A 20356-nucleotide genomic window follows, 5' to 3' on the forward strand; every position below is an offset into this window, starting at 1 on the left:
GCTGACGCGGTCCGGGCGGGGCGGCCCGGAGCGCGTCCCCGGTCGACGCCGGCCCACCGAGGGTGGGCCTAGGACCGGCCGGGACGTCAGTCCAGGGGCAGGTCGACGACCACGCGCGTGCCGGCCTCCCGGCCCTCCGGTCGGGGGCCGAGCGAGAGCGTGCCCGACAGCTCGGACTCCACCAGGGTCCGCACGATCGACAGGCCCAGGTTCGTGGAGCCGTCCAGGTCGAAGCCCTCGGGCAGGCCGCGGCCGTCGTCGGTCACCGTGACCCGCAGGCGCCCCTCGCCGGGCTCGACGTCGAGGGTGATGTGCCCCTCCGTGCCCGGCCCGGGCTCGGGGTAGCCGTGCTCGACGGCGTTCTGCAGCACCTCGGTGATCACCATCGCCAGCGCGGTGGCGGTCTCCGAGGGCAGCCGCGCGAACGTGCCGCGGCGCTGCACGCGCACGCGGCCGGCGGCCGCCGAGACCTCGGTGACCATGACGCAGAGCCGGTCGGCGATCTCGTCGAACTCGACGTCCTCCTCCACGGCCTGGCTGAGGGTCTCGTGCACGATCGCGATCGAGCCGACCCGGCGCACCGCCTCCTCCAGCGCCAGCTTCGCCTCGTCGTTGTCGATGCGGCGGGCCTGGAGGCGCAGCAGCGCCGCCACGGTCTGGAGGTTGTTCTTCACCCGGTGGTGGATCTCCCGGATGGTGGCGTCCTTGGTGATCAGCTCCCGGTCGCGGCGGCGCAGGTCGGTGACGTCGCGGACGAGGACGAGCGCGCCGATCCGCTCGCCGGTCGGGCGCAGCGGGATGCTGCGGGCGATGATCGCGACACCCTCGGTGGCGAACTCCATGTCCCGGTGGACCCGGCCGCCCAGGACGGCCGAGAACGTCTCCTCGTCCGGGCGTCGTCGTGAGGGCACCAGGTCGCGCGTGACGTCCACGAGACGGCTGCCCGCGAGGTCGCCGGAGAGCCCGAGGCGGGTGAAGACCGACTGCGCGTTGGGGCTGGCGTAGACGACACGGCCGTCGGCATCGACACGGACGAAGCCGTCGCCCACGCGCGGAGTGTCGGCGTGGTCGCTGCGCTGCCCCGTCGAGGGGAAGTGCCCGGTCGCGATCATCTGCGTGAGGTCCGCGGCCGACTGGAGGTAGGACAGCTCCAGCCGGGAGGGGGTGCGCACGCCCAGCAGGTTGGTGCTGCGCGCCACCACGGCGATGACGCGGCCCTCGTGGCGCACGGGGATGGTCTCCACGCGCACGGGCACGTCGTCGCGCCACTCCGGGTCGCCCTCGCGCACGAGCCGGCCCTGGAGCCAGGCCGCGTCCAGCAGGGGGCGGCGTCCGCGGGGCACGAACGTGCCCACGACGTCGTCCACGTAGGCGGTGGGGGCCGTGGTGGGCCGCATCTGGCCGGCCGCCCAGAAGCCCTGGCCGTCGGCGTCGGGCAGCCACAGGACGAGGTCGGCGAAGGAGAGGTCGGCGATGATCTGCCAGTCGGCCATGAGCAGCTGGAGCCAGGCGACGTCGTCTCCGGTGAGGTCCGTGTGGCTGCGGACGAGCTCGCTGAGGGAGGGCACGAGCAGAGCCTAGATCCAGCCGCCGGGCACGTCCGGGTGGGCCTGCGCGTGAGCCCGCGCACGCGCCTGGTGACCGGCCGGTAGCCCCCTGGCCTGCGCCTTCGCAAGGGGTCCCCCCCCAAGGGGTGAGCGCGGGGGTGGTGTCTGTCAGGATGGCCGACATGTCGGGGTCCTACTGGGAGCAGGTGATGGCGGACGATCTGGCGGTCCCGACGGACCGTCCGCTCGCCGACCTCACGGCGGAGCTCACCCGGATGCTCGGCGACGCCGACCCGTCCCGCCGCGACGGCCTGGCCCTGCCCACGCTCGGCGCATGGGTCGCCCGGGGCGTCTACGACGACCTCCTGCCCGGTCTGGGCGACGGCATGGCCGCGGGCCTGCTGGTCGGCCTCGGCGAGGAGGGCACCGACTCGGTCTTCCGTCGCTCCTTCTCCGCCCTCGTGCTCGGCGCCTGCATCCAGCGCGACAACCGCCGCCCGCTCGTGCTGGCCGGCAAGGTGCTGGAGTGGGGCGACCGGCTCGCCACCTGGCTGCTCCGCGAGCAGGACACCCGCGGCTTCGTGCCCGGCAAGGGCTGGGCGCACGCGATGTCGCACGGCGCGGACGCGATCGCCACGCTCGCCCGCTCCCCCCACCTGTCGGCCCCCGAGCTGACCGTGCTGCTCGACGTCGTCGCCGACCGGGTGCTCGCGCCCGGGCCCGTGTGGACGCACGGCGAGCACGACCGGATGGCGCGGGCCGTCGTCGCCGTCCTGCGCCGCGAGCTCGTGCCCGTGGGCGTGCTCGAGCCCTGGGTGAACCGGCTGGCCGCCGGCGCCGACCCCGAGCGCAGCGAGGCCGACGACCCCTACACCGCCACCGGCAACGCGCAGTCGCTGCTCCGCTCGCTCTACCTGCTGCTGGCCCTCGGCCCGCGGCACCCGGCCACGCGCTCGGACCTGCTGCTGGTCCTCGTCGAGGCGCTGCGCCGCACCAACGGCGTGCTCGCGCCCGTCGGCGCGCACTGAGCGCCCGACCTCTCCGGGGTTCGCCGCACCCCTCGTCAGCGCTCCCTACCCGTGAGTAGGGTGCGAGCATGAGTGAGACCCAGGACACAACCGCGCCCTCCGGTGCGCCCGGCCCCGCCGTCGTCGACGGGCACGCCGGCACCGCCGCCCTGGCGGCCGCGCGGGCCCACGGCGTCGAGACCCTGTTCACGCTCTCGGGCGCCCACGTCTTCCCGCTCTACGACGCGGCGGTCAACGCCGAGCCGCCCATGCGGATGCTGGACGTGCGGCACGAGCAGACCGCCGCGTTCGCGGCCGAGGCCACCGGCAAGCTGACACGCACCCCCGGGTTCGCGGTGCTCACCGCCGGGCCCGGCGTCACCAACGCCGTCTCGACGCTCGCCCAGGCGCACTTCGCGGGGTCCCCGATGGTGGTGCTCGGCGGGCGCGCGCCGGCCAACCGCTGGGGCATGGGCTCGCTCCAGGAGCTGGACCACCCGCCGGTGCTCGCGGGCGTCACCAAGGACGCCCGCACGCTGCACGGCCGCGACGACGTGCTGCCCGGGGTGGACGCGGCGTTCACCACCGCCGCCTCCCCGCACCGGGGCCCGGTCTTCGTCGACGTCCCCATGGACGAGCTCTACGCCCCCGCCTCGGGGCCGGTGCCGACCCCGCAGCGCCCCCGGGGCGCCGACCCGGACCCCGACGCCGTGGCCGCGATCGCCCGACTGCTGGCTGCGGCCGAGCGGCCCGTGCTGGTGCTGGGCACCGACGTGTGGGCCGACCGCGCGGAGGTGGCCGCGCTGCGCCTGGTCGAGTCCCTGGGCCTCCCGACGATCACCAACGGCATGGCCCGCGGCGTGGTGCCCGGCGGGCACCGGCTGCTGGTCACCAAGGCGCGCAGCCGGGCGCTCGCCCGCGCCGACCTCGTGGTCGTGGTGGGCACCCCGCTCGACTTCCGGCTCGGCTACGGCACCTTCGGCGGCAAGCCGGACGCCGACGGCAGCCCCACCACCCCGGCCCGCGTGGTGCACGTGGCCGACTCCCCCGGTCAGGTGGCCGGGCACGCGGCGCTCGAGGCCTCGCTGGCCGGCGATCTCACCGCCTGCCTGGACGCCCTGCTGACGGCCGCCCAGCCGCACGTGGGCGAGGGCGCCCGCTGGGCGTCGTGGGCCGAGGAGCTCGCCGCCGGCGTGGCCGCGACGATCGCCACGGACCGGACGATCCTCGACTCCGACGCCGCACCCGTGCACCCCGGGCGCATCTACGGCGAGCTGAACCGCCGCCTGGACGACGATGCCGTGGTGATCGGCGACGGCGGCGACTTCGTCTCCTTCGCCGGCAAGCTCGTGGAGCCGAAGCGGCCCGGCTGCTGGCTCGACCCCGGCCCCTACGGCTGCCTCGGGGCCGGCCCCGGCGCGGCCATCGCCGCACGCATCGCGCGGCCGTCGTCCCAGGTGGTGCTCCTGCTCGGCGACGGCGCCGCGGGCTTCTCCCTCATGGACGTGGACACGATGGTGCGCCACGGCCTGCCGGTGGTGATGGTGATGGGCAACAACGCCGCGTGGGGCCTGGAGAAGGGGCCGATGCAGATGATCTACGGCTACGACGTGGTCGCCGACCTCTCCCCGCACACCTCCTACGACGGCGTCGTGCGCGCGCTCGGCGGCGGCGGGGAGACCGTGCGGACCCCGGGCGAGATCGGGCCCGCGCTGGACCGGGCGTTCGCCTCCGGCGTCCCGTACCTGGTCAACGTGGTCACCGACGTGGACGCCGCCTACCCGCGCACCACGTACGGGGTGTGAGTGGTGCCGGGGCGTCTGTCAGGGTGGGTGGCGTGCTGATCCGCCGCGCCTCCCCCGACGACGCCGACCTGCTGCACGAGGTCGGCGAGGTCACCGTGGCCGCCTACTCCTCGTTCCTCCTCGGCCCCTCCGACCCCTACGTGCCGCGCCTGCGCGACGCCCGGGCACGGGCGGACGAGGCGGAGCTCTGGGTCGCGGGCAGCGCCGAGCACCCGCACGGCCGCAGCGAGGCGCTGGGCTCGGTGACGCTGTGCCCGCCCGGCTCGCCGTGGCGCGAGATCGCGGCCGAGGGCGAGGGCGAGTTCCGCATGCTGGCCGTGGCGCCGGGCGCGCAGGGCCAGGGCGTCGGCGGGGCGCTCGTCGAGCACGTCCTCGAGCGGTGCCGCGAGGCCGGGGACGCGGCCGTGGTGCTGTCGTCCCTGCCGCAAATGGGCGACGCCCACCGGCTCTACGCCCGGCACGGCTTCGTCCGCGTGCCGGAGCGGGACTGGTCGCCGGTGCCGTCCGTCCACCTCGTCGTGTTCCGGAGGCCGCTGTGAGCACCGACCCCCAGTCCGGCGCCACGCTCGTCCGCACCGTGACCGAGGAGGACACCGCGCGGGCGGTGGGCTCCGGCGCGCTGCCGGTGCTCGGCACGCCCGTGGCGCTCGCCTGGGCCGAGGCCGCGACCTGCGAGGCGGCCGAGGCCGTGCTGAAGGACGGCGAGACGACGGTGGGCACCCGGGTCGAGCTCGAGCACCGGGCCGCCAGTCCCGTGGGCGCGGAGGTCGAGGTGACCGCGACGCTGGTGCACCGCGACGGCCGGCTGCTGCGGTTCGCCGTGCAGGCCCGGCACTCCTCCGGGCGGCACGCTGGCCGCCCCGGCACGGTCGTGCTCACGGGCGAGGTGACGCGCGTCGTGGTGGCCGTCGAGCGGTTCCTGTCGCGGCTCTGAGCACTCGCCGCGGGGCCGTTTTGAACATGGGTGCGTGATGGTGGGAAACTGCGGTGTTCGCTGGTCCCCGGGTGGGGCCGCACCTGCAAACCCCGGAGGTAACCATGGGCAAGACCGGACGCAAGCGCCGCGCTCGCCGGAAGAAGGGCGCGAACCACGGCAAGCGCCCCAACTCCTGAGCGCTGACGCCTCAGACGCGACGAACCCCCCGAGCCTGTCGGCTCGGGGGGTTCGTTCATCTGGCCGGTGCGGGTCGTGCGCTTGATCCCTCCGGCCGGTCGATCACGGGAACTGGCCGATAACGGTGTCGAAGGCCGCGTCGACCTTGACTCCCAGCGCAAAGACAACGACGACGATGACGGCAGCGATGCCAGCCACCAGCAGGCCGTACTCGACAGCGGTGGCGCCGCGCTCGTCGCGCTTGGCGGTCAGGTCGTTGCTGAGCATGAAGAACATCATCTGGAGCTTCTCGATCATGGCGTTTCCCCTTGTGTGAGAGTGGAGGCCCCGTCCCCGGAGCTGTCCGGGAGCCCCCCACGGGCTCCCTGCTGAGCCCTACTCTTCCGGCCGCCGGCCCTCGCGCCGTCCACCTCCGGGTCCACCCTGGGACGCCGCGAGGTGGACACCGTTCTCCACCCTCCGGTGTAGTCCCAACGGGCCATACCGGGCTCGGGCCCGCCCCGGATGGCCTGCCCGCATGGCGTGCGCCGTCGCCGCAGGTCAGCGGCTGAAATGGCCACGTACCCGCCCTCCGTGACGGAGGGCGGGCACGCGATCGAGCCGGGCGCGGAAGTGGTCCGCTGAGGTCAGGGCGCCACCTGGTCGAGCAGGAGACCGGCGCGCACGGCCTCGGCGAGCGCCTGGGTGCGGTTCTTGACCCCCAGCTTGCGGTAGATCCGGTTGAGGTGGGTCTTCACCGTGGACTCCCCCAGGTAGAGCCGGGCGGCGATCTCGGCGGTGCCGAGGCCGTCGGCCAAGCAGCGCATCACCTCGGTCTCGCGGTCGGTGAGCCGGGAGACCCCGACGGCCGCGCGACGCCGGATGGCGCCGGCCAGACCCGTGCTGACGAAGCCGTCGGGGTCCCGCAGCGCCTGCGCGGCGATGGCCACCACGTCCGGACCGCGGGTCTCCTTGCCGAGGAAGGCCGAGGCGCCGGCCTCCATCGCCGCGAGCACCTGCGCGTCGCCCAGGTGCATGGTGAGGATGACCAGCCCGACCTCCGGGCTGTCCTCGCGCAGGGCGCGCACCACGTCGAAGCCGCTGCCGTCGGGCATCTGGAGGTCGGTGACCACCACGTCGGGCTTGAGCACCCGCGCCAGGGCGAGCGCCTCGGCCACGCCGGCGGCCTCGCCGACGACCTCCCACTCCCCCGCGCGCTCGAAGGCGCGGGCCAGGCCCTGCCGGATCAGCTCGTGGTCGTCCACGAGCAGCACCCGCTGCGTCATCTCGTCCCCTCTCCCGACGCCGGCAGGCTGCCCGCGTCCTGGGCGCCCGTGCGGGCGCTCGTCGTGTCGTGGTGCTTCGTACTGCCGCCGGCCCGGTGCAGGTGCACCCGTGTGCCGGGGCGGGTGCCGCTGCCGGCCTGCTCGACGCTCAGCGTGGCCTCGAGCAGGGCGGCCCGCTCGCGCATCGTGTGCAGGCCGTAGTGCCCGTTCCGTGGCTCGGCACCGCCGACGCCGTCGTCGGTGACGACGAGGTCGAGCGCGTCGCCGTCACAGGCGAGCGACACCCGGACCTGGCCGGCAGCGGCGTGCCGCCGGGCGTTGCCGGCGGCCTCCACCGCCACGCGCAGCACCTCGTCCTCCTGGGCCGGATCGAGCCGGGGGCCGGTCTCGTCGACCTCGAGCAGCAGCGCGGGCGCACCCGGGCCGGTCAGGGTCTCCTCCAGGCGGCGGCGCAGCGCGGTGCCGAGCCCCTCGCCGGCACCGCTGCGCAGGTCGTGCACGGAGCGACGCAGCTCGAGCACGAGCGCGTCCACCTCGTCCCGCAACTGGGCGGCGATGCCCGCCGCCTGAGCGTCAGCGTCCTCCATCAGCTCGTCGGCGAGATAGCCGAGGGCCACGGCCCGCTGGGCCACCCCGTCGTGCAGCTCGCGGGCCAGGCGGCGGCGCTCGGCGCCGGTGGCGCCGGCACGGGCCCGGTCGACCAGGACGGCGGTGTCGAGCCGCAGCGCGCCGACGCCCAGACGTGCGCCGACAGCATGGAGCGCCGCGGCCGACGGCTTCTGCGCGACCGGCAGCACGACGGCACCGTAGGTGCTGCCGCCGGCGGCCAGCGGCAGGGCGACAGCACCGCGCTCGTGCACCGCGTCACCGCGCCGCACCGCCTTGGCGGCGACGGTCCCGCTTCCTGAGAGCGGCGCCCCTCGGCCGTGAACTCTCCGCACCTGCCGGCCGTCGGCGGCGACGAACACCTCACCGCGCCCGAGCCCCGGCTGATCCTGGCCCTGGACGGCCAGGGTCTCGACCGCGGTTGCGAGCACCGCCTCGGCACGCCGCTCGACGTCGAGGTCCACCCGGTCGTGCTCCACCAGTTCACGCAGCTGCTCCACCAGGTGCCGCGCGGCCAGGTGCGGCTGGATCTCCCGTGCCTCGGCCCGCTCGTCGCGACTCAGGAGGGCGGTGAGAAGGCCACCCACCAGGCCGAGCACCAGCCACGTCACCGCTCCGACCCAGGGAACGCCGCCCAGGACCAGCCCGACGACCAGAGCGACGAGCACGGTGGCGAACCACGAGGCCACCGCCGGCCGCGCGCCGTGCCGGAGACCGGCGAGACTGGCGGGCACGGCCAGGTACAGCAGGAGTGCATCCGCTCCGGTGCCGGAGGCGGCGACCAGCACGACCCCAGCCACCGCACCCGCCTCCCCGAAGGAGAGCCAAACCAAACGCTGTCCGTGTGGCGGCAGGTCGATCAACGTCACGGCACCGACCACGCAGCCGAGGGCGAGGACCCCGAGCACAGCGACCACGGTGGTCTCCGTCGACAGCACTTGTCCGGCCACCAGAGCCACGGCGAAGATCCGCGCCGCCGTCGTCGTACGCCAGGCCCGGACCTGCGGGTCAGCGGAGGCCACCAGCGCGCCGATCACGAGAACAACCTCATCATCTGCACCGCTGCCGGTCCCATGACCACGACGAACAGGCACGGCAGGATGAGCAGCACCAGCGGCACCATGATCTTCACCGGCACCTTGGCCGCCGCTTCTTCCGCCCGCTGCCGCCGCTTGGCGCGCATCTCCTGGCTCTGCACCCGCAGCACCTTGCCCAGCGGCACGCCCAGCTCGTCGGCCTGCACCATCGCGAGGCAGAAGGAGCGGAGGTCGGCCAGCGTACTGCGCTCCGCCATCGCACGGATCGCCTCGGTGCGTCCCAAGCCGAGCTGGGTCTCCTGGAGGAACCGGGCGAACTCCCCCGCGAGCGGGCCCCGCGTCTGCTGGGCGACCCGGAGCATGGCCGCGTCGAAGCCCAGCCCCGCCTCGACCGAGATGGTGAGCAGGTCGATCGCGTCCGGGAGCGCACGTTGCATGAGCGCCTCGCGCTTCTCGCCTGCGTTGTAGAGAAGAAGGTCAGGCAGCATGTAACCACCTGCCGCGAGCAGACCGGTCGCCAGGATCAGCACTGCCATTGCCTGACCAGAGGCAAAGCACCAGAACAGCGTGAGACCACCTAGGATCACCATTGCGAGCACCTTGGCGCCCAGCACACGGGGAACGTCCCAGCCGTCGGGGTTCCCGGCGATGTCGAGCCGGTGTTCGAGCCGACGAACTGTGTCCGCCCGCACCAGCCGCCGACCGATGCCGACTAGCCGACCGGCGAGCGGCGCAAGCACCCGCTCGGAGAACGGCCGCTGAACCTCCTTGCGAGCGTCGTCCGGCGCCGCGTCAAGGGCCCGTACGGCCGCGAGCGAGCGCCCGACGGCAGCCCGCTGGCTCCCGGCCAGGCCCACCACCGAGAGAGCGAGCGTGCCGGCGACGAGGATCGCCCCGCCACCCAGGAGCAGGAACCACGAGGACTCCATGTCAGACCTCCACCTTGACCATGCGCGACATGACGAACGAGCCCAGGGCCAGCAGGAGTCCGGCGCCCACGAGCATCAGGACTCCGAGGACCGAGGTGTAGAAGAAGGAGGCGTAGTCGCGATTCGCGACGAGCATGTACGCGAGCATGAGGATTGGCAGGGCGGAGAGAATATAGGCTGACAATCGGCCCTCGGCGCTCAGCGTCCGTACCTGCCGGCGCAGGTACTCCCGCTCGCGCAGCGTGCCGGCCACGGTGTCCAGCAGCTCCGCCAGGTTGCCGCCGACCTCCCGCTGGATGCGGATGGCCATCACCACCCAGGCGAAGTCGGGGCTGCCCATCCGGTCGGCCACGTTCTCCAGCGCGTCCTCGACCGGGATGCCGAGCCGGTGCTCGGCCAGCGCCCGGCGCAGCTCGCTCGCCATCGGCTCCGCACCCTCGCGGACGACGGTGTCGATCGACTGCGCCACCGAGAGGCCGGCGGAGAGCCCGCCCGAGATCATCGTCAGGGTCTCGGGCAGCTGGGCGCCGAAGGCGGCCAGCCGTCGGCCGTGGAGCACGCGCAGGGCCACGTAGGGTGCGGCCGCGCCCAGCGCGAGCAGCATCAGCAGGAACGGCAGCCCGCCGAGCAGCAGCCCGACCAGTCCCGCCAGCACCGCGATGCCCGCGTGCAGCAGCACCCACTCGGCCACCGTCATCGCCAGGCCGGCGCCGGTGAGCCGCTGCGAGAACCGCGCCTCGAAGTCCTGCTTCACCAGCGAGTTCGTCACCGCCAGGGCGGAGTCGCGCAGCGTGGTCCGCTCCTGCGTCAGCGGCGTCTCGCCCAGGTAGCGGGCCACGGTGCGCTGTGCGGCGCTGGGCCCGCGGTGCTGGAGCAGCACCAGCGCCAGGAGCGCGAACACGCCCGCGGCCAGGGCCAGCCCGCCGATCAGCAGGCCGGTGGTGCCGACCAGCGAGCGACCGACCGTGGCGGACGCGCCTGCGAGGCCGTCGTCCGCCGCCCGGAGGTCGACGAGGGCGCGGTCGCCGACGGCGAGCCCACCCGCGGTGGCGCTGACGGAGAGGTCCACGTCGGAGAGCGAGGCGAGGCCCGCCGGGCGCTCGAAGGTGACCAGCAGCTGGCGGCCGAGGGCGTCGGCCTGGGCGGCGAAGACGTCGGTGAGGGCGGCGGCACCCTGCGCGTCGACCAGCGTGCCGTCGGCCGCGTCGACCATCCGGCGCACGGGCGCGACATCGGCGGCGTCCTGGTCGAGCGCGACGGCGTCGAGCGCGACGCCGGAGTCCTCGACGGCGGCGATCGCGGCCTCGAGGTCGACCCCGCCGCCGGTGTCGCGGCCGTCGGAGAGCACGAGCACGGAGCGGGCACCGGTGGTGCCGGTCGCCGCGGCGGCTGCGGCGACGCCGTCGTAGAGGCGCGTACCGCGCCGCAGGGTGAGGTCGGCGACGGCGTCGCGGACCTGCGCCCGGTCGGTGGTCGGTTCGACGGTGGTCTCGACCTCGCCGGCGAACGACACGAGGCCGACGGCCACGTCGTCCGGCACGGCGGCCAGGAACGCCTCGACCGCCTCGCGGGCGGCGGCGATGCGGGCGCCGGCCATGCTGCGGCTGGCGTCGAGGGCGAGGACGATGGTGCGATCGACCTGGCCGGTCACCTGCGCCACGTCGGCGTCCACGAGCGTGTCGTCCACGCTGACCTCGACGTCCTCGAGCGGGGAGGTGAGGTCGGCGCCCTGGTCCAGCAGGACCGAGACGCGGCCGTCCTCCGCGGTCTGCACGTAGGCGATGTCCAGCCCGCCGTCGCCGGCTCCGGTGCCCTGGCCGTGCGCCGGGCCCACGAGGGGCCCGACGAGCAGCAGCAGGCCGGCGACGAGCCCGACGACCAGTGCCGAGGCCGCCAGCCGCCGCGCCCGGGTCGTGCCAGCGCCACTGCTTGCTCCTGTGCCAGGGGCGGTCGCGACGCTCATGCGCCCGCCCGGGTCAGGAACAGCGCCGGGTCGACCCGGACGTTCGCGTCGGCGAGGGTCTCCAGGAACCGGGGCCGCAGGCCGGTGGCGCGCAGGTGGCCGCGGGTGCGGCCCTGCTCGTCCCAGCCGGCGCTGTGGTCGAAGGAGAAGACCTCCTGGAGGGTGACCACGTCGCCCTCCATGCCGACCACCTCGGTGATGGAGGTGATCCGGCGGCTGCCGTCCTTGAGCCGGCGCTGCTGGACGACGAGGTCGATGGCGCTGGAGACCTGCTCGCGGATCGCGCGGACCGGCAGGTCCAGCCCCGCCATCATCACCATCGTCTCGACACGGGCCAGCGCGTCGCGCGGGCTGTTGGCGTGCACGGTGGACAGCGACCCGTCGTGGCCGGTGTTCATCGCCTGGAGCATGTCGAGCGCCGCCGCGTCGCGGATCTCGCCGACGACGATGCGGTCGGGGCGCATGCGCAGGGCGTTGCGGACGAGGTCGCGGATCGTGACGGCGCCGCGGCCCTCGATGTTGGCCGGACGGGCCTCCATGCGGATCACGTGCTCCTGCATGAGCCGGAGCTCCGCCGCGTCCTCGATGGTGACGATCCGCTCGTCGGCGGGGATCGCGGAGGAGAGCACGTTGAGGGTGGTCGTCTTGCCGGCGCCGGTGCCGCCCGAGACCAGGATGTTGAGCCGGCCGCGCACGCAGGCGCTGAGCAGCTCGGCGGACTCGGCACTGAGCGTGCCGAACCCGACCAGGTCGTCGACGGTGTAGGGGTCGGCGGAGAACTTGCGGATGGTGAGCGTCGAGCCGTCGAGCACCAGCGGCGGGATGACCGCGTTGACGCGGCTGCCGTCGGGCAGACGGGCGTCGACCATCGGCGAGGACTCGTCGACGCGGCGGCCGACCTTGGCGACGATCTTGTCGATCGTGCGGCGCAGGTGGGCCTCGTCGGTGAAGGCCGTCGGCACCTTGGTGAGCCGGCCGTCGCGCTCGACCCAGATGTCGTCGGAGCGGTTGACCATGACCTCGGTGAGGTCCGGGTCGTCCAGCAGCGGCTGGAGCGGGCCGTAGCCGAGGATGTCGTCCGCGATCTCCTGGGTGATCCGCGTGCGCTCGGGGCCCGACATGGGTCGCTCGGCGCCGGCCACGGCGGAGGCGAGCGCCGCCCGGACCTGGGTCTCGAGCTCCGCGGGCGTCAGCCCGACGTCGTAGAGCTTCGGGCCGAGCGCCGCGACCAGCTGGGCGTGCACCTGGCGCTTGAGGTCGGCGATCGGGTCGGTGCTGCGCGCGAGCTTGCCGGCCTCCACGTCGGCCCGCAGGCTGCGGCGGCCCGGGGCGGCGGAGCCGCTGGCGGCCCCTGAGCCCGTGTGCGAGCCGGCGGTGGTGCGGCCGGTGGCCGTGGGCCCGCCGGTGAGGGCGGTGACGGTTGCCGGGGCGGGCTGGGCCGGGGCCACGCTGGGCGTCTGGGGCGGGGTCGGGGTGGCAGCCCCGTCCTGGACGCCGGTCGGCTCGGCGGTGCCGGGCGTGGTGCCGGGCGTGGTGGCGGTGTGGGCGCCGGCCGTGCTCTCGCGACGGGCGGCGGCGAGTCGGTCCGCGAGGCTCATGTCAGCTCACCTTCCTGCGCAGGCGGCGCCGCCCTCCGCGGCGCTCGCTCCGGTTGGTCGCGGGGGTCTCCCCGCTGGTCACCAGCTCGGCCTCGACGAGGTCGGCCAGCTGGGTCAGCGCCTTGCTCACCGGGTGCCCGGGGCGGACGCGGACCATGGTCTCGGTGCGGTTGAGCACGGCCACGACCTCGCGGTCGGCCGGCACGGCCACGGTGACCGGCACGCCGAGGGTCTCCTCGACCTCGGCCGTGGTCAGCCCGACCTTCGGCTCGACCCGGTTCAGCACCAGCGAGCGGCGCTCGCGGGGCAGGTCGAGCAGGTCGAGCGTGCCCGTCGCCAGCTTCAGCGACTTCAGCGACGGGATGTCGGGGGTGCCGACGAGCACCAGCTGGTCGGCGTGGTCCAGCGCGACCAGGGCGTGGTCGTCGAAGGTGCCGGAGGTGTCGGCGACGACCACGTCGAACTCGGCGGTGAGCAGCCGCAGCACGTCACCCAGGTCGTCCGGAGGCACCGGCTGGCCCGGGTGGGTCGGCGCGGCCATCACGCTGAGCCCGTCCTCGGCCTCGGTGAGCATCGAGAGCACGGCCGAGCGGTCCACGGTGCCCACGCGCTGGAGGTCGGCCAGCGTGGCCGTGGGGTTGATCCGCAGCATGATCGCGACGTCGCCGCAGGCCACGTCGAGGTCGATGACGCACACCCGGTGGCCGCGGTCGGCCAGGGAGACGGCGAGGTTGGTGGAGACCATGCTCTTGCCGACCCCGCCCTTGAGCGAGAAGACGGTGACGACCTGGCCGTGCCGCTCCACGGGGGGTGCGGGCGGAGCCACCGGCACCAGGGCCGAGCCGAGCGCGTGGGCCCGCTCGACGGCGCCGGCCAGCCCGTCGGCGTCGTCGGCGTCGACCACGGCGCGCAGGCCGGACTCCAGGGCCCGGGTCAGGGTGGCGGTGTCGACCTTCTCGCGCAGGAGCACCACGCCGAGCCAGGGACGCTGGACCCGGGCGGCCTCGGCGAGCGCGACGGCGTCCTCCAGGGACTCCGAGGCGCCGAGCACCACGACGGTCTCGTGCGGGTGCTGCGCGAGGTGGGCGGCCACCTCGTCGGTGCCGGCGAGCGCCGTGACGCCGCCGGGCACGCCGCCCATCCGGTCCACGAGCCGCTCGTCCAGCCCGGCCACGATGGCGCCGGCCAGGCCGGCTTCCTTCTCCACGACGATGGTCATCAGTTGCCCCCGAACGCGCCGGGGAGGACGTCGGAGGCGGTGACGCCCTTGCCGGCGCGGGCCACGGTCTCGTCGTCGCGCAGGGCGAAGGAGAGGTCGCCGTTGCGGCTGGCGTAGATGACCTTCTCGGCCTGGCCCTGGTCCACGGCGATGGTGAGGATGGTGCGCGGCACCTCCTCGGTGGTCTGCTCACCGTCCTCGGTGGTCGTGGTGCGCGAGGTGACCGAGGTGGTGCCCACACCGACGACCGTCACCTTCGGCAGCAGCAGGCTGGTGTAGGGCGAGAGCTTCCGGGTGCTGCCGTCCGGCAGGTAGAGCTCGGGGTCGGCGGAGGCGAAGATGACGACCTCCGAGCCGGGGGTGACGAAGCCGGCGACGCGGGCGGGGTCGGTGAGCTCCACCGAGATCGCCATCGTGCCCTCGGGGATCTCCAGCGCGGAGGCGCCGGCGGCGTCGCCGAACTGCTGGCCGAGGATCTGCTGGCCCGGGTAGACGGTGGCCAGCGCGACCTCGCCCTCGATGCTGCGGGTCGAGGCGAGCGCCCCGTCGACCAGGTCGTCGCGCAGCACCGAGCTCTTCTCGAGCTTGCCGGCGTCCTGGGCGTCGGAGACGCTCTCCCCCGCGGCGATGGTGTCGGTGGCGACGAGGACCTCGACGAGGTCCTGGCCGGCGGTGGCGCGGGCCTCGATGCCCTGCACGTAGAGCACGACCATCGTCGTGCCGAACGCCGCGATGAGGAACGCGACGCCGAGGAGGATGCTGCGACGTGCCATGACGTCTCCTTGTCCCAGGCCCGGGAGGGCCGTCTGTCGTGGCTGAGCGGTGTGGCTGAGCTGGGTGGCTGAGCTGGTGATCGGTGGGCTGCGGGCGGACGGGTGCTACTCGACGAGCGTGAGCACCCGCGTGCCGGAGCCGCGGTAGGAGATCTCGTCGCCGGTGGCGGCGGCGGTCTCGGGGAGGGCGTCCTCGGAGAAGAGGACGACGTGCAGGGCGCGGATGCCGGAGCTGTCGGCCTCGACCCCGTTGAGGGACGAGATCGAGCCGGGTGCGGCGTTGGTGGCGGACAGCGACTGGTCGGTGATGAACCCGGGGCGGAACGCGATGATCGGCCACGACTTGGCCCCGTTGGAGGGGTCGGTGTCGACGATCGGGATCCAGAAGAACCGGGGCGAGTCGAAGATGTCGGCCGACAGCGCGTGGGTGCCCGAGGCGTTGCCGCTGACCAGGTCGTTGATGCTGGCGCCGTTGATGATGAAGCAGGTCAGCAGGTCGTCGTTGAGGGTCTTGCCCTTGACCGCCCCGCTGGTGCGCGAGCCGCTGCCGTTGCGGCTGCAGTCGTGCGTGGAGTCGGCGTCGAGGCGCCCGGGGTGTCCGTCGGCGCCGAGCACCATGCCGTCGTTGGTGGCGGAGACCTTGAGCCCCGGCTCGCTGAGCAGGCAGTTGGTGCCGTCGACCGGGGAGTTCTTCGACTCCACGGTGGGGCTCGGGTCACCGCCGCACTCGCCGTTGGGCGAGGGGTGGATGGCCAGCTCAGGCTGGACGCCGAGGATCATGTTGAGGGCCAGCCGGTTGCCGGCGTTGCCGTCGGTGCGGGGCACGTCGATGGTGCCGAAGTTTCCCTCGTTGGAGTTGTCGCAGTAGAGCAGGTCGTCGCCCACCTGGAACGGCTTCGCCTCGGTCGGGTTCGACCAGTTGCCGCTGGAGCCCTTGATCCGCACCCACCAGGTGCCGACCGCGGCCAGCACGTCGCTGGGCACCGAGACGGTCACGGTCTGCTGGCCGTTGCTCGGCACCGGCGAGATGAGGGCCTCGTAGTGCTGACCGGTGGCGCTGGTGAAGCCGACGTAGCGGGCGTTGTTCATGTGCGTGCCGTCGACGGTCACGGTCATCGCGGTGGTGGTGCCGTCGTCGGCGGGCGAGGGCGCGGTGTCCGGCGTGACCGACTGGACGACGATGTTGTTGTGCGTGCCGGAGTCGGGCACGAAGGTCGAGGGCGGCGACGCGCTGGTCGGCGACCCCGAGTCGTCCCGGATGGTCTGCGAACCGTAGTCGCAGCCCTGCACGCCGAAGAACGGCAGGGTGCCGCTGGCGGCGGGCGAGCCCACCTGGGCGGCCGCGTAGGACGCGACGTCGAAGCTGTCGGAGTCGCTGATCACCTGGCCCAGGCCCAGCTCGACCTCGGAGGCGGGCGCCCACAGGTGCACGGTCCAGTCGCTGCACGAGATGAACCCGTCACCGTCGCCGGCGCTGCCGCCGAGGTCGATCGGGTACTGCCCGGGCACCGCGTTGTCGGCGTGGGTGAGGTACTCCTCGGCCGTGTCGATCACCTCGGCGTTGCAGCCGTCCTCCTGGGTCAGCTCGGCGGCCGCGGCCATGGCGGCCACGTCGACGTCGGTCTGGAGCAGCGACTTCTTCGCGTACGCCTGGCCCAGGTCGACGGCGAAGGCGCCGATCCCGATGAGGACGACGGCGAGGATCGCGACCAGCACGGCCACCGCGCCGCGGTCCTCCCGCGAGCGGCGCGCCGCCCGTCGGGTGGACACGTGCGTCCTCACGTCAGCACCCACCAGCCGGCACGTGCTCCACCCGGGTGGTGACGCTCTTGTCGATCGCCGGGTCCAGGAACGGGAAGAACCCGAGGTCCAGGGCGTCGAAGGTGATGGTCACCGTCAGGTCGGAACCGACCTCGACGGGCGACGGCGGCGTGACGGTGACGCCGGCGGGCGCCCCGTCGGTCGGCGTGCCGGCCAGCGCGTTGGTGGCGGCCGTCTGCACGGCCGCCGTGTCGCACGGGTCCACGGCGCCGGCCCGGGCCGCGGAGCGTGCCGCGTTGCCGGCCGACTGCCAGGCCCAGAAGTACAGGCTGAACTGGATGATCCCGAAGACCAGGGTCACCAGGACCATCGCCACCAGGGCGAACTCGACCGCGGCGGCGCCGCGCTCCTCGTGCCGTCCGCGGCGCAGCTGCTGCCGCGCCCGGACCTGTCCCTCGCGCCCCCCGTGCCGGGTGTGCTCACGCTCGGTGCTCATCCGCCCTCCCCCATGGCTGGTCGGTCTCTCGCTGTGGTCCCGCTGTCCGACGGGGCCACGTCAAGGAGGGTGGATCGAGACGTCCGGGGGAACAGGACGACCCGAACGTCTTACTCAATGTGGGGGAACAGCCGTGAACCGCGGCCTAGACCTGGCGGGGGTAAATCCTCGAAAGCACGTAACGGCACGGGCCCGCCGTGGCACGCGCGGGTGCACGGACGCGCACCCGGTCAGGCGACGGACGTCGACATGGGTCGGCGCCAGGCCGCACTGTCTCCGGAAGCACCAGGACCCGTGGCCGCGCTCCGGGAGGGCAGCCACGGGTGACCCGGTGGGGTCCGGCGGGGCCTGGCGGGGCTCCTCCACCCCGCCGGCCGCACGGCCGAACTGCGGCCAGCGTGACGGGAGTGGCGGACGGCCGGGGTCTGCACGGGCGTCCGTACGCCATCTGGGGGACCGGTCGGCGGCGGTGGTCTGGACAGACGAGACAGACAGACGACGACCCCCGCCCCTCACAGGAGGGACGGGGGTCGACGGTGGATCTGTGGCGGGTCGGCCAGGGGGGGTGGGAGGGCTCAGCCCTCGGCGATGCGCACCTGCACCTCGCGCACGCGCATCAGCACCCGCGCCCGCAGGTCCTCGGGAGCCGCCTCGGCGCACGAGCGGGCGACGACCTGCTTCACGGTGCGCTGGAGGTCGTACTTCTCCAGGCACGGGTTGCAGGTGTCGAGGTGGACGCGGACGTCGGCGCAGTCGGTCTCGTCCAGCTCGTTGTCGAGGAAGTAGACGATCCGCTCGAGGAAGTCGGCACAGTCCGACTCCGTGGCGGGCGCGGCCGTGGGCGCAGCCCCGGTCTGCCCGGCGTGGTCGTGGTCGTGGTGGGTCATGACGTCTCCCCCGGCAGGCTCGAGGCGGGCAGCAGAGAGTTGTCCCGCACGTAGTCGGTCAGCATGTCGCGCAGCTGGCGGCGGCCGCGGTGCAGCCGCGACATCACGGTGCCGATGGGCGTGCCCATGATCTCCGCGATCTCCTTGTAGGCGAAGCCCTCCACGTCGGCCAGGTAGACCGCGAGGCGGAACTCCTCGGGCAGTCGCTGGAGGGCGTCCTTCACCTGGCTGTCGGGCAGGTGCTCCATCGCCTCGTTCTCGGCGGACTTCAGCCCGGACGAGGAGTGCGAGGCCTCCCGCGCGAGCTGCCAGTCCTCGACGTCCTCGGACATCGACTGCTGCGGCTGGCGCTGCTTCTTGCGGTAGGAGTTGATGAAGGTGTTGGTGAGGATGCGGTACAGCCACGCCTTCAGGTTCGTCCCAGGGCGGAACTGGTGGAAGGAGGAGTACGCCTTGGCGAACGTCTCCTGCACCAGGTCCTCCGCGTCCGCGGGGTTGCGGGTCATCCGCATCGCGGCCGAGTAGAGCTGGTCGAGGAAGGGCAGGGCGTCGCGCTCGAAGCGCGCGTTGCGGTCCGCCTCGGACTCGGTGGCCACGTCGATCTCGGTGGGGTCGACGGTGCTCGAGTCGAGGCCGGTGTCGAGTCCGGCGTCGTCGGCGCGGGGGGAGAGCTCAGTCATCTCTCCCGAGCCTAGCCGCGGTGCGGTCGGTTCCAGCAGTGCCATCACGGGTGGGACAACCACCGACACCCACCGGACATTCCCCGGTCCGTGTCCGGTCGGCCCCTCAGACGCTGCCGCCGACGACCTCGCGCACGAGCCACTCCAGCGTGGTCTCCACGAGCATCGCCAGCACGTCGTCCTGGCCGGGCTCGGCCCGCGCGCCCACCTTCAGCCCGTGGTCGGCCCCCGGCAGCACCCCCATCTCGACCCCGTCGGGCATGGGGTCGGGGTACTCCTCGGGGCGGCCCATCGTGTCCCGCTCCCCCTGCACCACGAGCACGGGGACGCCGACGTCGGAGAGCTCCGGAAGCCGGCTGCGCTCGGGCTTGCCCGGCGGGTGCAGCGGGAAGGAGAGCGCCAGCACGCCGACCGCGCCGAGGTCGCGCGCGCTGCGGCAGGCCGAGCGGGCGCCGGCGGAGCGGCCCCCGAGGACCAGCGGGACGCCGGCGTGCGACTCGGCCACCGCCGCGGCCGCGGCGGCCAGGCCGGCGTCCAGGGTGGCGGGCGGCGTGGCGACCTTGCGGCCCGCGACGCGCCAGGGCTGGGTGAACAGCGCCACCGAGAAGCCCTGCGGCGGCAGCAGCTCGGCGAGGGCGGCGAGGTCCCGGGTGTCGACACCCGCGCCCGCGCCGTGCGAGAGCAGCAGGAGCGCGACCGGCTCGTCGGCGTCCACCACCTGGAGCAGGCCGGGGCCGTGCGGGGTGTCCACGGTGCGGCCGGGCACGCCCGGGAGGCCGGTCTCGTCGGTCATCGGGACTCCTCGGGAGCGGGCAGCAGGGCGGGCTGGCCAGGATCAGCATCAGGGTCGGGGTGGGCCACCTGGCCGGTCACGTCGTCGGGCAGGCCGTCCAGCGGCAGGGGCGCGACGAGCTCGGGGCCGTTGTTGCGCACGTTCGAGACCGCGGTCGAGACGGGGAAGGCCTCCAGCCGACCGGGCGCCGCGGGCACCAGCAGGTCCACCAGGTCGGCGCGGGCGACGGTCGGGTCGAGCCAGGCGCCCCAGCGCTCCCGGTCCAGCATCATCGGCATCCGGTCGTGGATCTGGCCCAGGGAGTCCTCGGCCTGGGTGGTGATCACCGTGCAGGTCCACCGGAAACGCGCGGGGTCGTCCTCGCCCCGCGTGGGGTCGCGCCAGATCTCGTAGAGCCCGGCCATCGCCAGCGTCCCGCCGTCGGCCGGCCGGATGAAGAACGGCTGCTTGCGCGGCTTGCCGGCCTTCGTGGTCTCGGACGTGGCGTACCACTCGAAGTAGCCGTCCGCGGGCAGCAGGCAGCGGCGCGAGGCGAACGCCTTGCGGTAGGCCGGCTTCTCCGCGACGGTCTCGACCCGGGCGTTGATCATCCGGTTGCCGATGGCGGGGTCCTTGGCCCACGAGGGCACCAGCCCCCAGCTCAGCACCCGCAGCTGCCGCTCGGCGCTGGGTCGCTCCTCGCCCTTCGGCGGGCGCTCGAGCACCGCGTAGACCTCCTTGGTCGGCGCGACGTTGAAGTCGGCGGCCAGCGGCGCGGCGAACATGGGCACGTCGACCTCGAACTCCTCGACGAGGTCGGCCGCGTCCCGGCTGGAGGCGTACCTGCCGCACATGCGCCCAGCCTAGGGGCTCCCCACCCATCGATCGCGCACCCAC

Annotated in this window: 20 protein-coding genes; 5 read left to right on the top strand and 15 right to left on the bottom strand. The window is 74.0% G+C overall.

Features of this window, described 5'->3' with window-relative positions; genetic code table 11:
• Positions 1-86 precede the first annotated feature (86 nt).
• Positions 87-1568, bottom strand: coding sequence for a sensor histidine kinase (locus M8316_RS05335; RefSeq protein ID WP_250052675.1), 1482 nt, complete (start codon positions 1566-1568; stop codon positions 87-89).
• Positions 1569-1729: 161 nt separating this feature from the next.
• Between M8316_RS05335 and M8316_RS05340 the strand changes: the two genes are divergently transcribed.
• The 5 genes from M8316_RS05340 (at position 1730) to M8316_RS21270 (ending at position 5472) form a co-directional block, all read left to right on the top strand.
• Positions 1730-2575 carry a DUF2785 domain-containing protein gene (locus M8316_RS05340; protein ID WP_250052681.1) on the top strand — a complete coding sequence of 282 codons (846 nt, stop codon included), beginning with the start codon at positions 1730-1732 and terminating at the stop codon, positions 2573-2575.
• A gap of 68 nt (positions 2576-2643) precedes the next feature.
• The gene (locus M8316_RS05345) at positions 2644-4359 is read left to right on the top strand and encodes an acetolactate synthase (protein WP_250052683.1); all 1716 of its coding nucleotides are present in this window, start codon (positions 2644-2646) and stop codon (positions 4357-4359) included.
• A 32-nt stretch (positions 4360-4391) separates the two neighbouring features.
• On the top strand, positions 4392-4898 hold the full coding sequence (locus tag M8316_RS05350; RefSeq protein WP_250052685.1) for a GNAT family N-acetyltransferase: 507 nt from the start codon (positions 4392-4394) through the stop codon (positions 4896-4898).
• Entirely contained in the window at positions 4895-5293 is a 399-nt protein-coding gene (locus M8316_RS05355; RefSeq protein WP_250052686.1) for a thioesterase family protein, read from the top strand. Before M8316_RS05350 ends, M8316_RS05355 begins: the two co-directional genes overlap by 4 nt.
• 104 nt (positions 5294-5397) lie before the next feature.
• The gene (locus M8316_RS21270; protein ID WP_370249596.1) at positions 5398-5472 is read left to right on the top strand and encodes a 50S ribosomal protein bL37; all 75 of its coding nucleotides are present in this window, start codon (positions 5398-5400) and stop codon (positions 5470-5472) included.
• A 103-nt stretch (positions 5473-5575) separates the two neighbouring features.
• Here the strand turns inward: M8316_RS21270 and M8316_RS05360 are convergent, their stop codons facing one another.
• The 14 genes from M8316_RS05360 to M8316_RS05425 form a co-directional block, all read right to left on the bottom strand.
• Positions 5576-5770 (bottom strand): Flp family type IVb pilin, encoded by a 195-nt coding sequence (locus M8316_RS05360; protein WP_250052687.1) that lies wholly within the window; start codon positions 5768-5770, stop codon positions 5576-5578.
• Between the two features lie 329 nt (positions 5771-6099).
• A complete protein-coding gene (locus M8316_RS05365; protein ID WP_250052688.1) occupies positions 6100-6738 on the bottom strand; it encodes a response regulator transcription factor in 639 nt (212 codons plus the stop codon).
• Positions 6735-8381, bottom strand: a complete 1647-nt coding sequence (locus M8316_RS05370) for a histidine kinase (RefSeq protein WP_250052689.1) — start codon at positions 8379-8381, stop codon at positions 6735-6737. Before M8316_RS05370 ends, M8316_RS05365 begins: the two co-directional genes overlap by 4 nt.
• A complete protein-coding gene (locus M8316_RS05375) occupies positions 8378-9310 on the bottom strand; it encodes a type II secretion system F family protein (RefSeq protein WP_250052690.1) in 933 nt (310 codons plus the stop codon). Before M8316_RS05375 ends, M8316_RS05370 begins: the two co-directional genes overlap by 4 nt.
• 1 nt (position 9311) lies before the next feature.
• Positions 9312-11273 (bottom strand): type II secretion system F family protein, encoded by a 1962-nt coding sequence (locus M8316_RS05380; protein WP_250052691.1) that lies wholly within the window; start codon positions 11271-11273, stop codon positions 9312-9314.
• Positions 11270-12871, bottom strand: coding sequence for a TadA family conjugal transfer-associated ATPase (locus M8316_RS05385; RefSeq protein ID WP_250052692.1), 1602 nt, complete (start codon positions 12869-12871; stop codon positions 11270-11272). Before M8316_RS05385 ends, M8316_RS05380 begins: the two co-directional genes overlap by 4 nt.
• 1 nt (position 12872) lies before the next feature.
• Positions 12873-14090, bottom strand: coding sequence for a CpaE/TadZ family protein (locus M8316_RS05390; RefSeq protein ID WP_250052694.1), 1218 nt, complete (start codon positions 14088-14090; stop codon positions 12873-12875).
• Positions 14090-14863 carry a Flp pilus assembly protein CpaB gene (gene cpaB, locus M8316_RS05395; RefSeq protein ID WP_250052696.1) on the bottom strand — a complete coding sequence of 258 codons (774 nt, stop codon included), beginning with the start codon at positions 14861-14863 and terminating at the stop codon, positions 14090-14092. Before cpaB ends, M8316_RS05390 begins: the two co-directional genes overlap by 1 nt.
• A 105-nt stretch (positions 14864-14968) precedes the next feature.
• The gene (locus M8316_RS05400) at positions 14969-16633 is read right to left on the bottom strand and encodes a TadE/TadG family type IV pilus assembly protein (protein WP_250052698.1); all 1665 of its coding nucleotides are present in this window, start codon (positions 16631-16633) and stop codon (positions 14969-14971) included.
• Positions 16634-16646: 13 nt separating this feature from the next.
• Entirely contained in the window at positions 16647-17120 is a 474-nt protein-coding gene (locus M8316_RS05405) for a TadE/TadG family type IV pilus assembly protein (RefSeq protein WP_250052700.1), read from the bottom strand.
• 575 nt (positions 17121-17695) lie between these two features.
• Positions 17696-18007 (bottom strand): mycothiol system anti-sigma-R factor, encoded by a 312-nt coding sequence (gene rsrA, locus M8316_RS05410; protein ID WP_250052702.1) that lies wholly within the window; start codon positions 18005-18007, stop codon positions 17696-17698.
• Positions 18004-18687 carry a sigma-70 family RNA polymerase sigma factor gene (locus M8316_RS05415; protein ID WP_250052704.1) on the bottom strand — a complete coding sequence of 228 codons (684 nt, stop codon included), beginning with the start codon at positions 18685-18687 and terminating at the stop codon, positions 18004-18006. Before M8316_RS05415 ends, rsrA begins: the two co-directional genes overlap by 4 nt.
• A gap of 106 nt (positions 18688-18793) precedes the next feature.
• Positions 18794-19480 (bottom strand): alpha/beta hydrolase family protein, encoded by a 687-nt coding sequence (locus M8316_RS05420; RefSeq protein ID WP_250052706.1) that lies wholly within the window; start codon positions 19478-19480, stop codon positions 18794-18796.
• On the bottom strand, positions 19477-20313 hold the full coding sequence (locus M8316_RS05425) for an SOS response-associated peptidase (protein WP_250052708.1): 837 nt from the start codon (positions 20311-20313) through the stop codon (positions 19477-19479). Before M8316_RS05425 ends, M8316_RS05420 begins: the two co-directional genes overlap by 4 nt.
• Between the last annotated feature and the right edge of the window lie 43 nt (positions 20314-20356).

Source organism: Nocardioides bruguierae (assembly GCF_023554635.1).
Classification (GTDB): domain Bacteria; phylum Actinomycetota; class Actinomycetes; order Propionibacteriales; family Nocardioidaceae; genus Nocardioides; species Nocardioides bruguierae.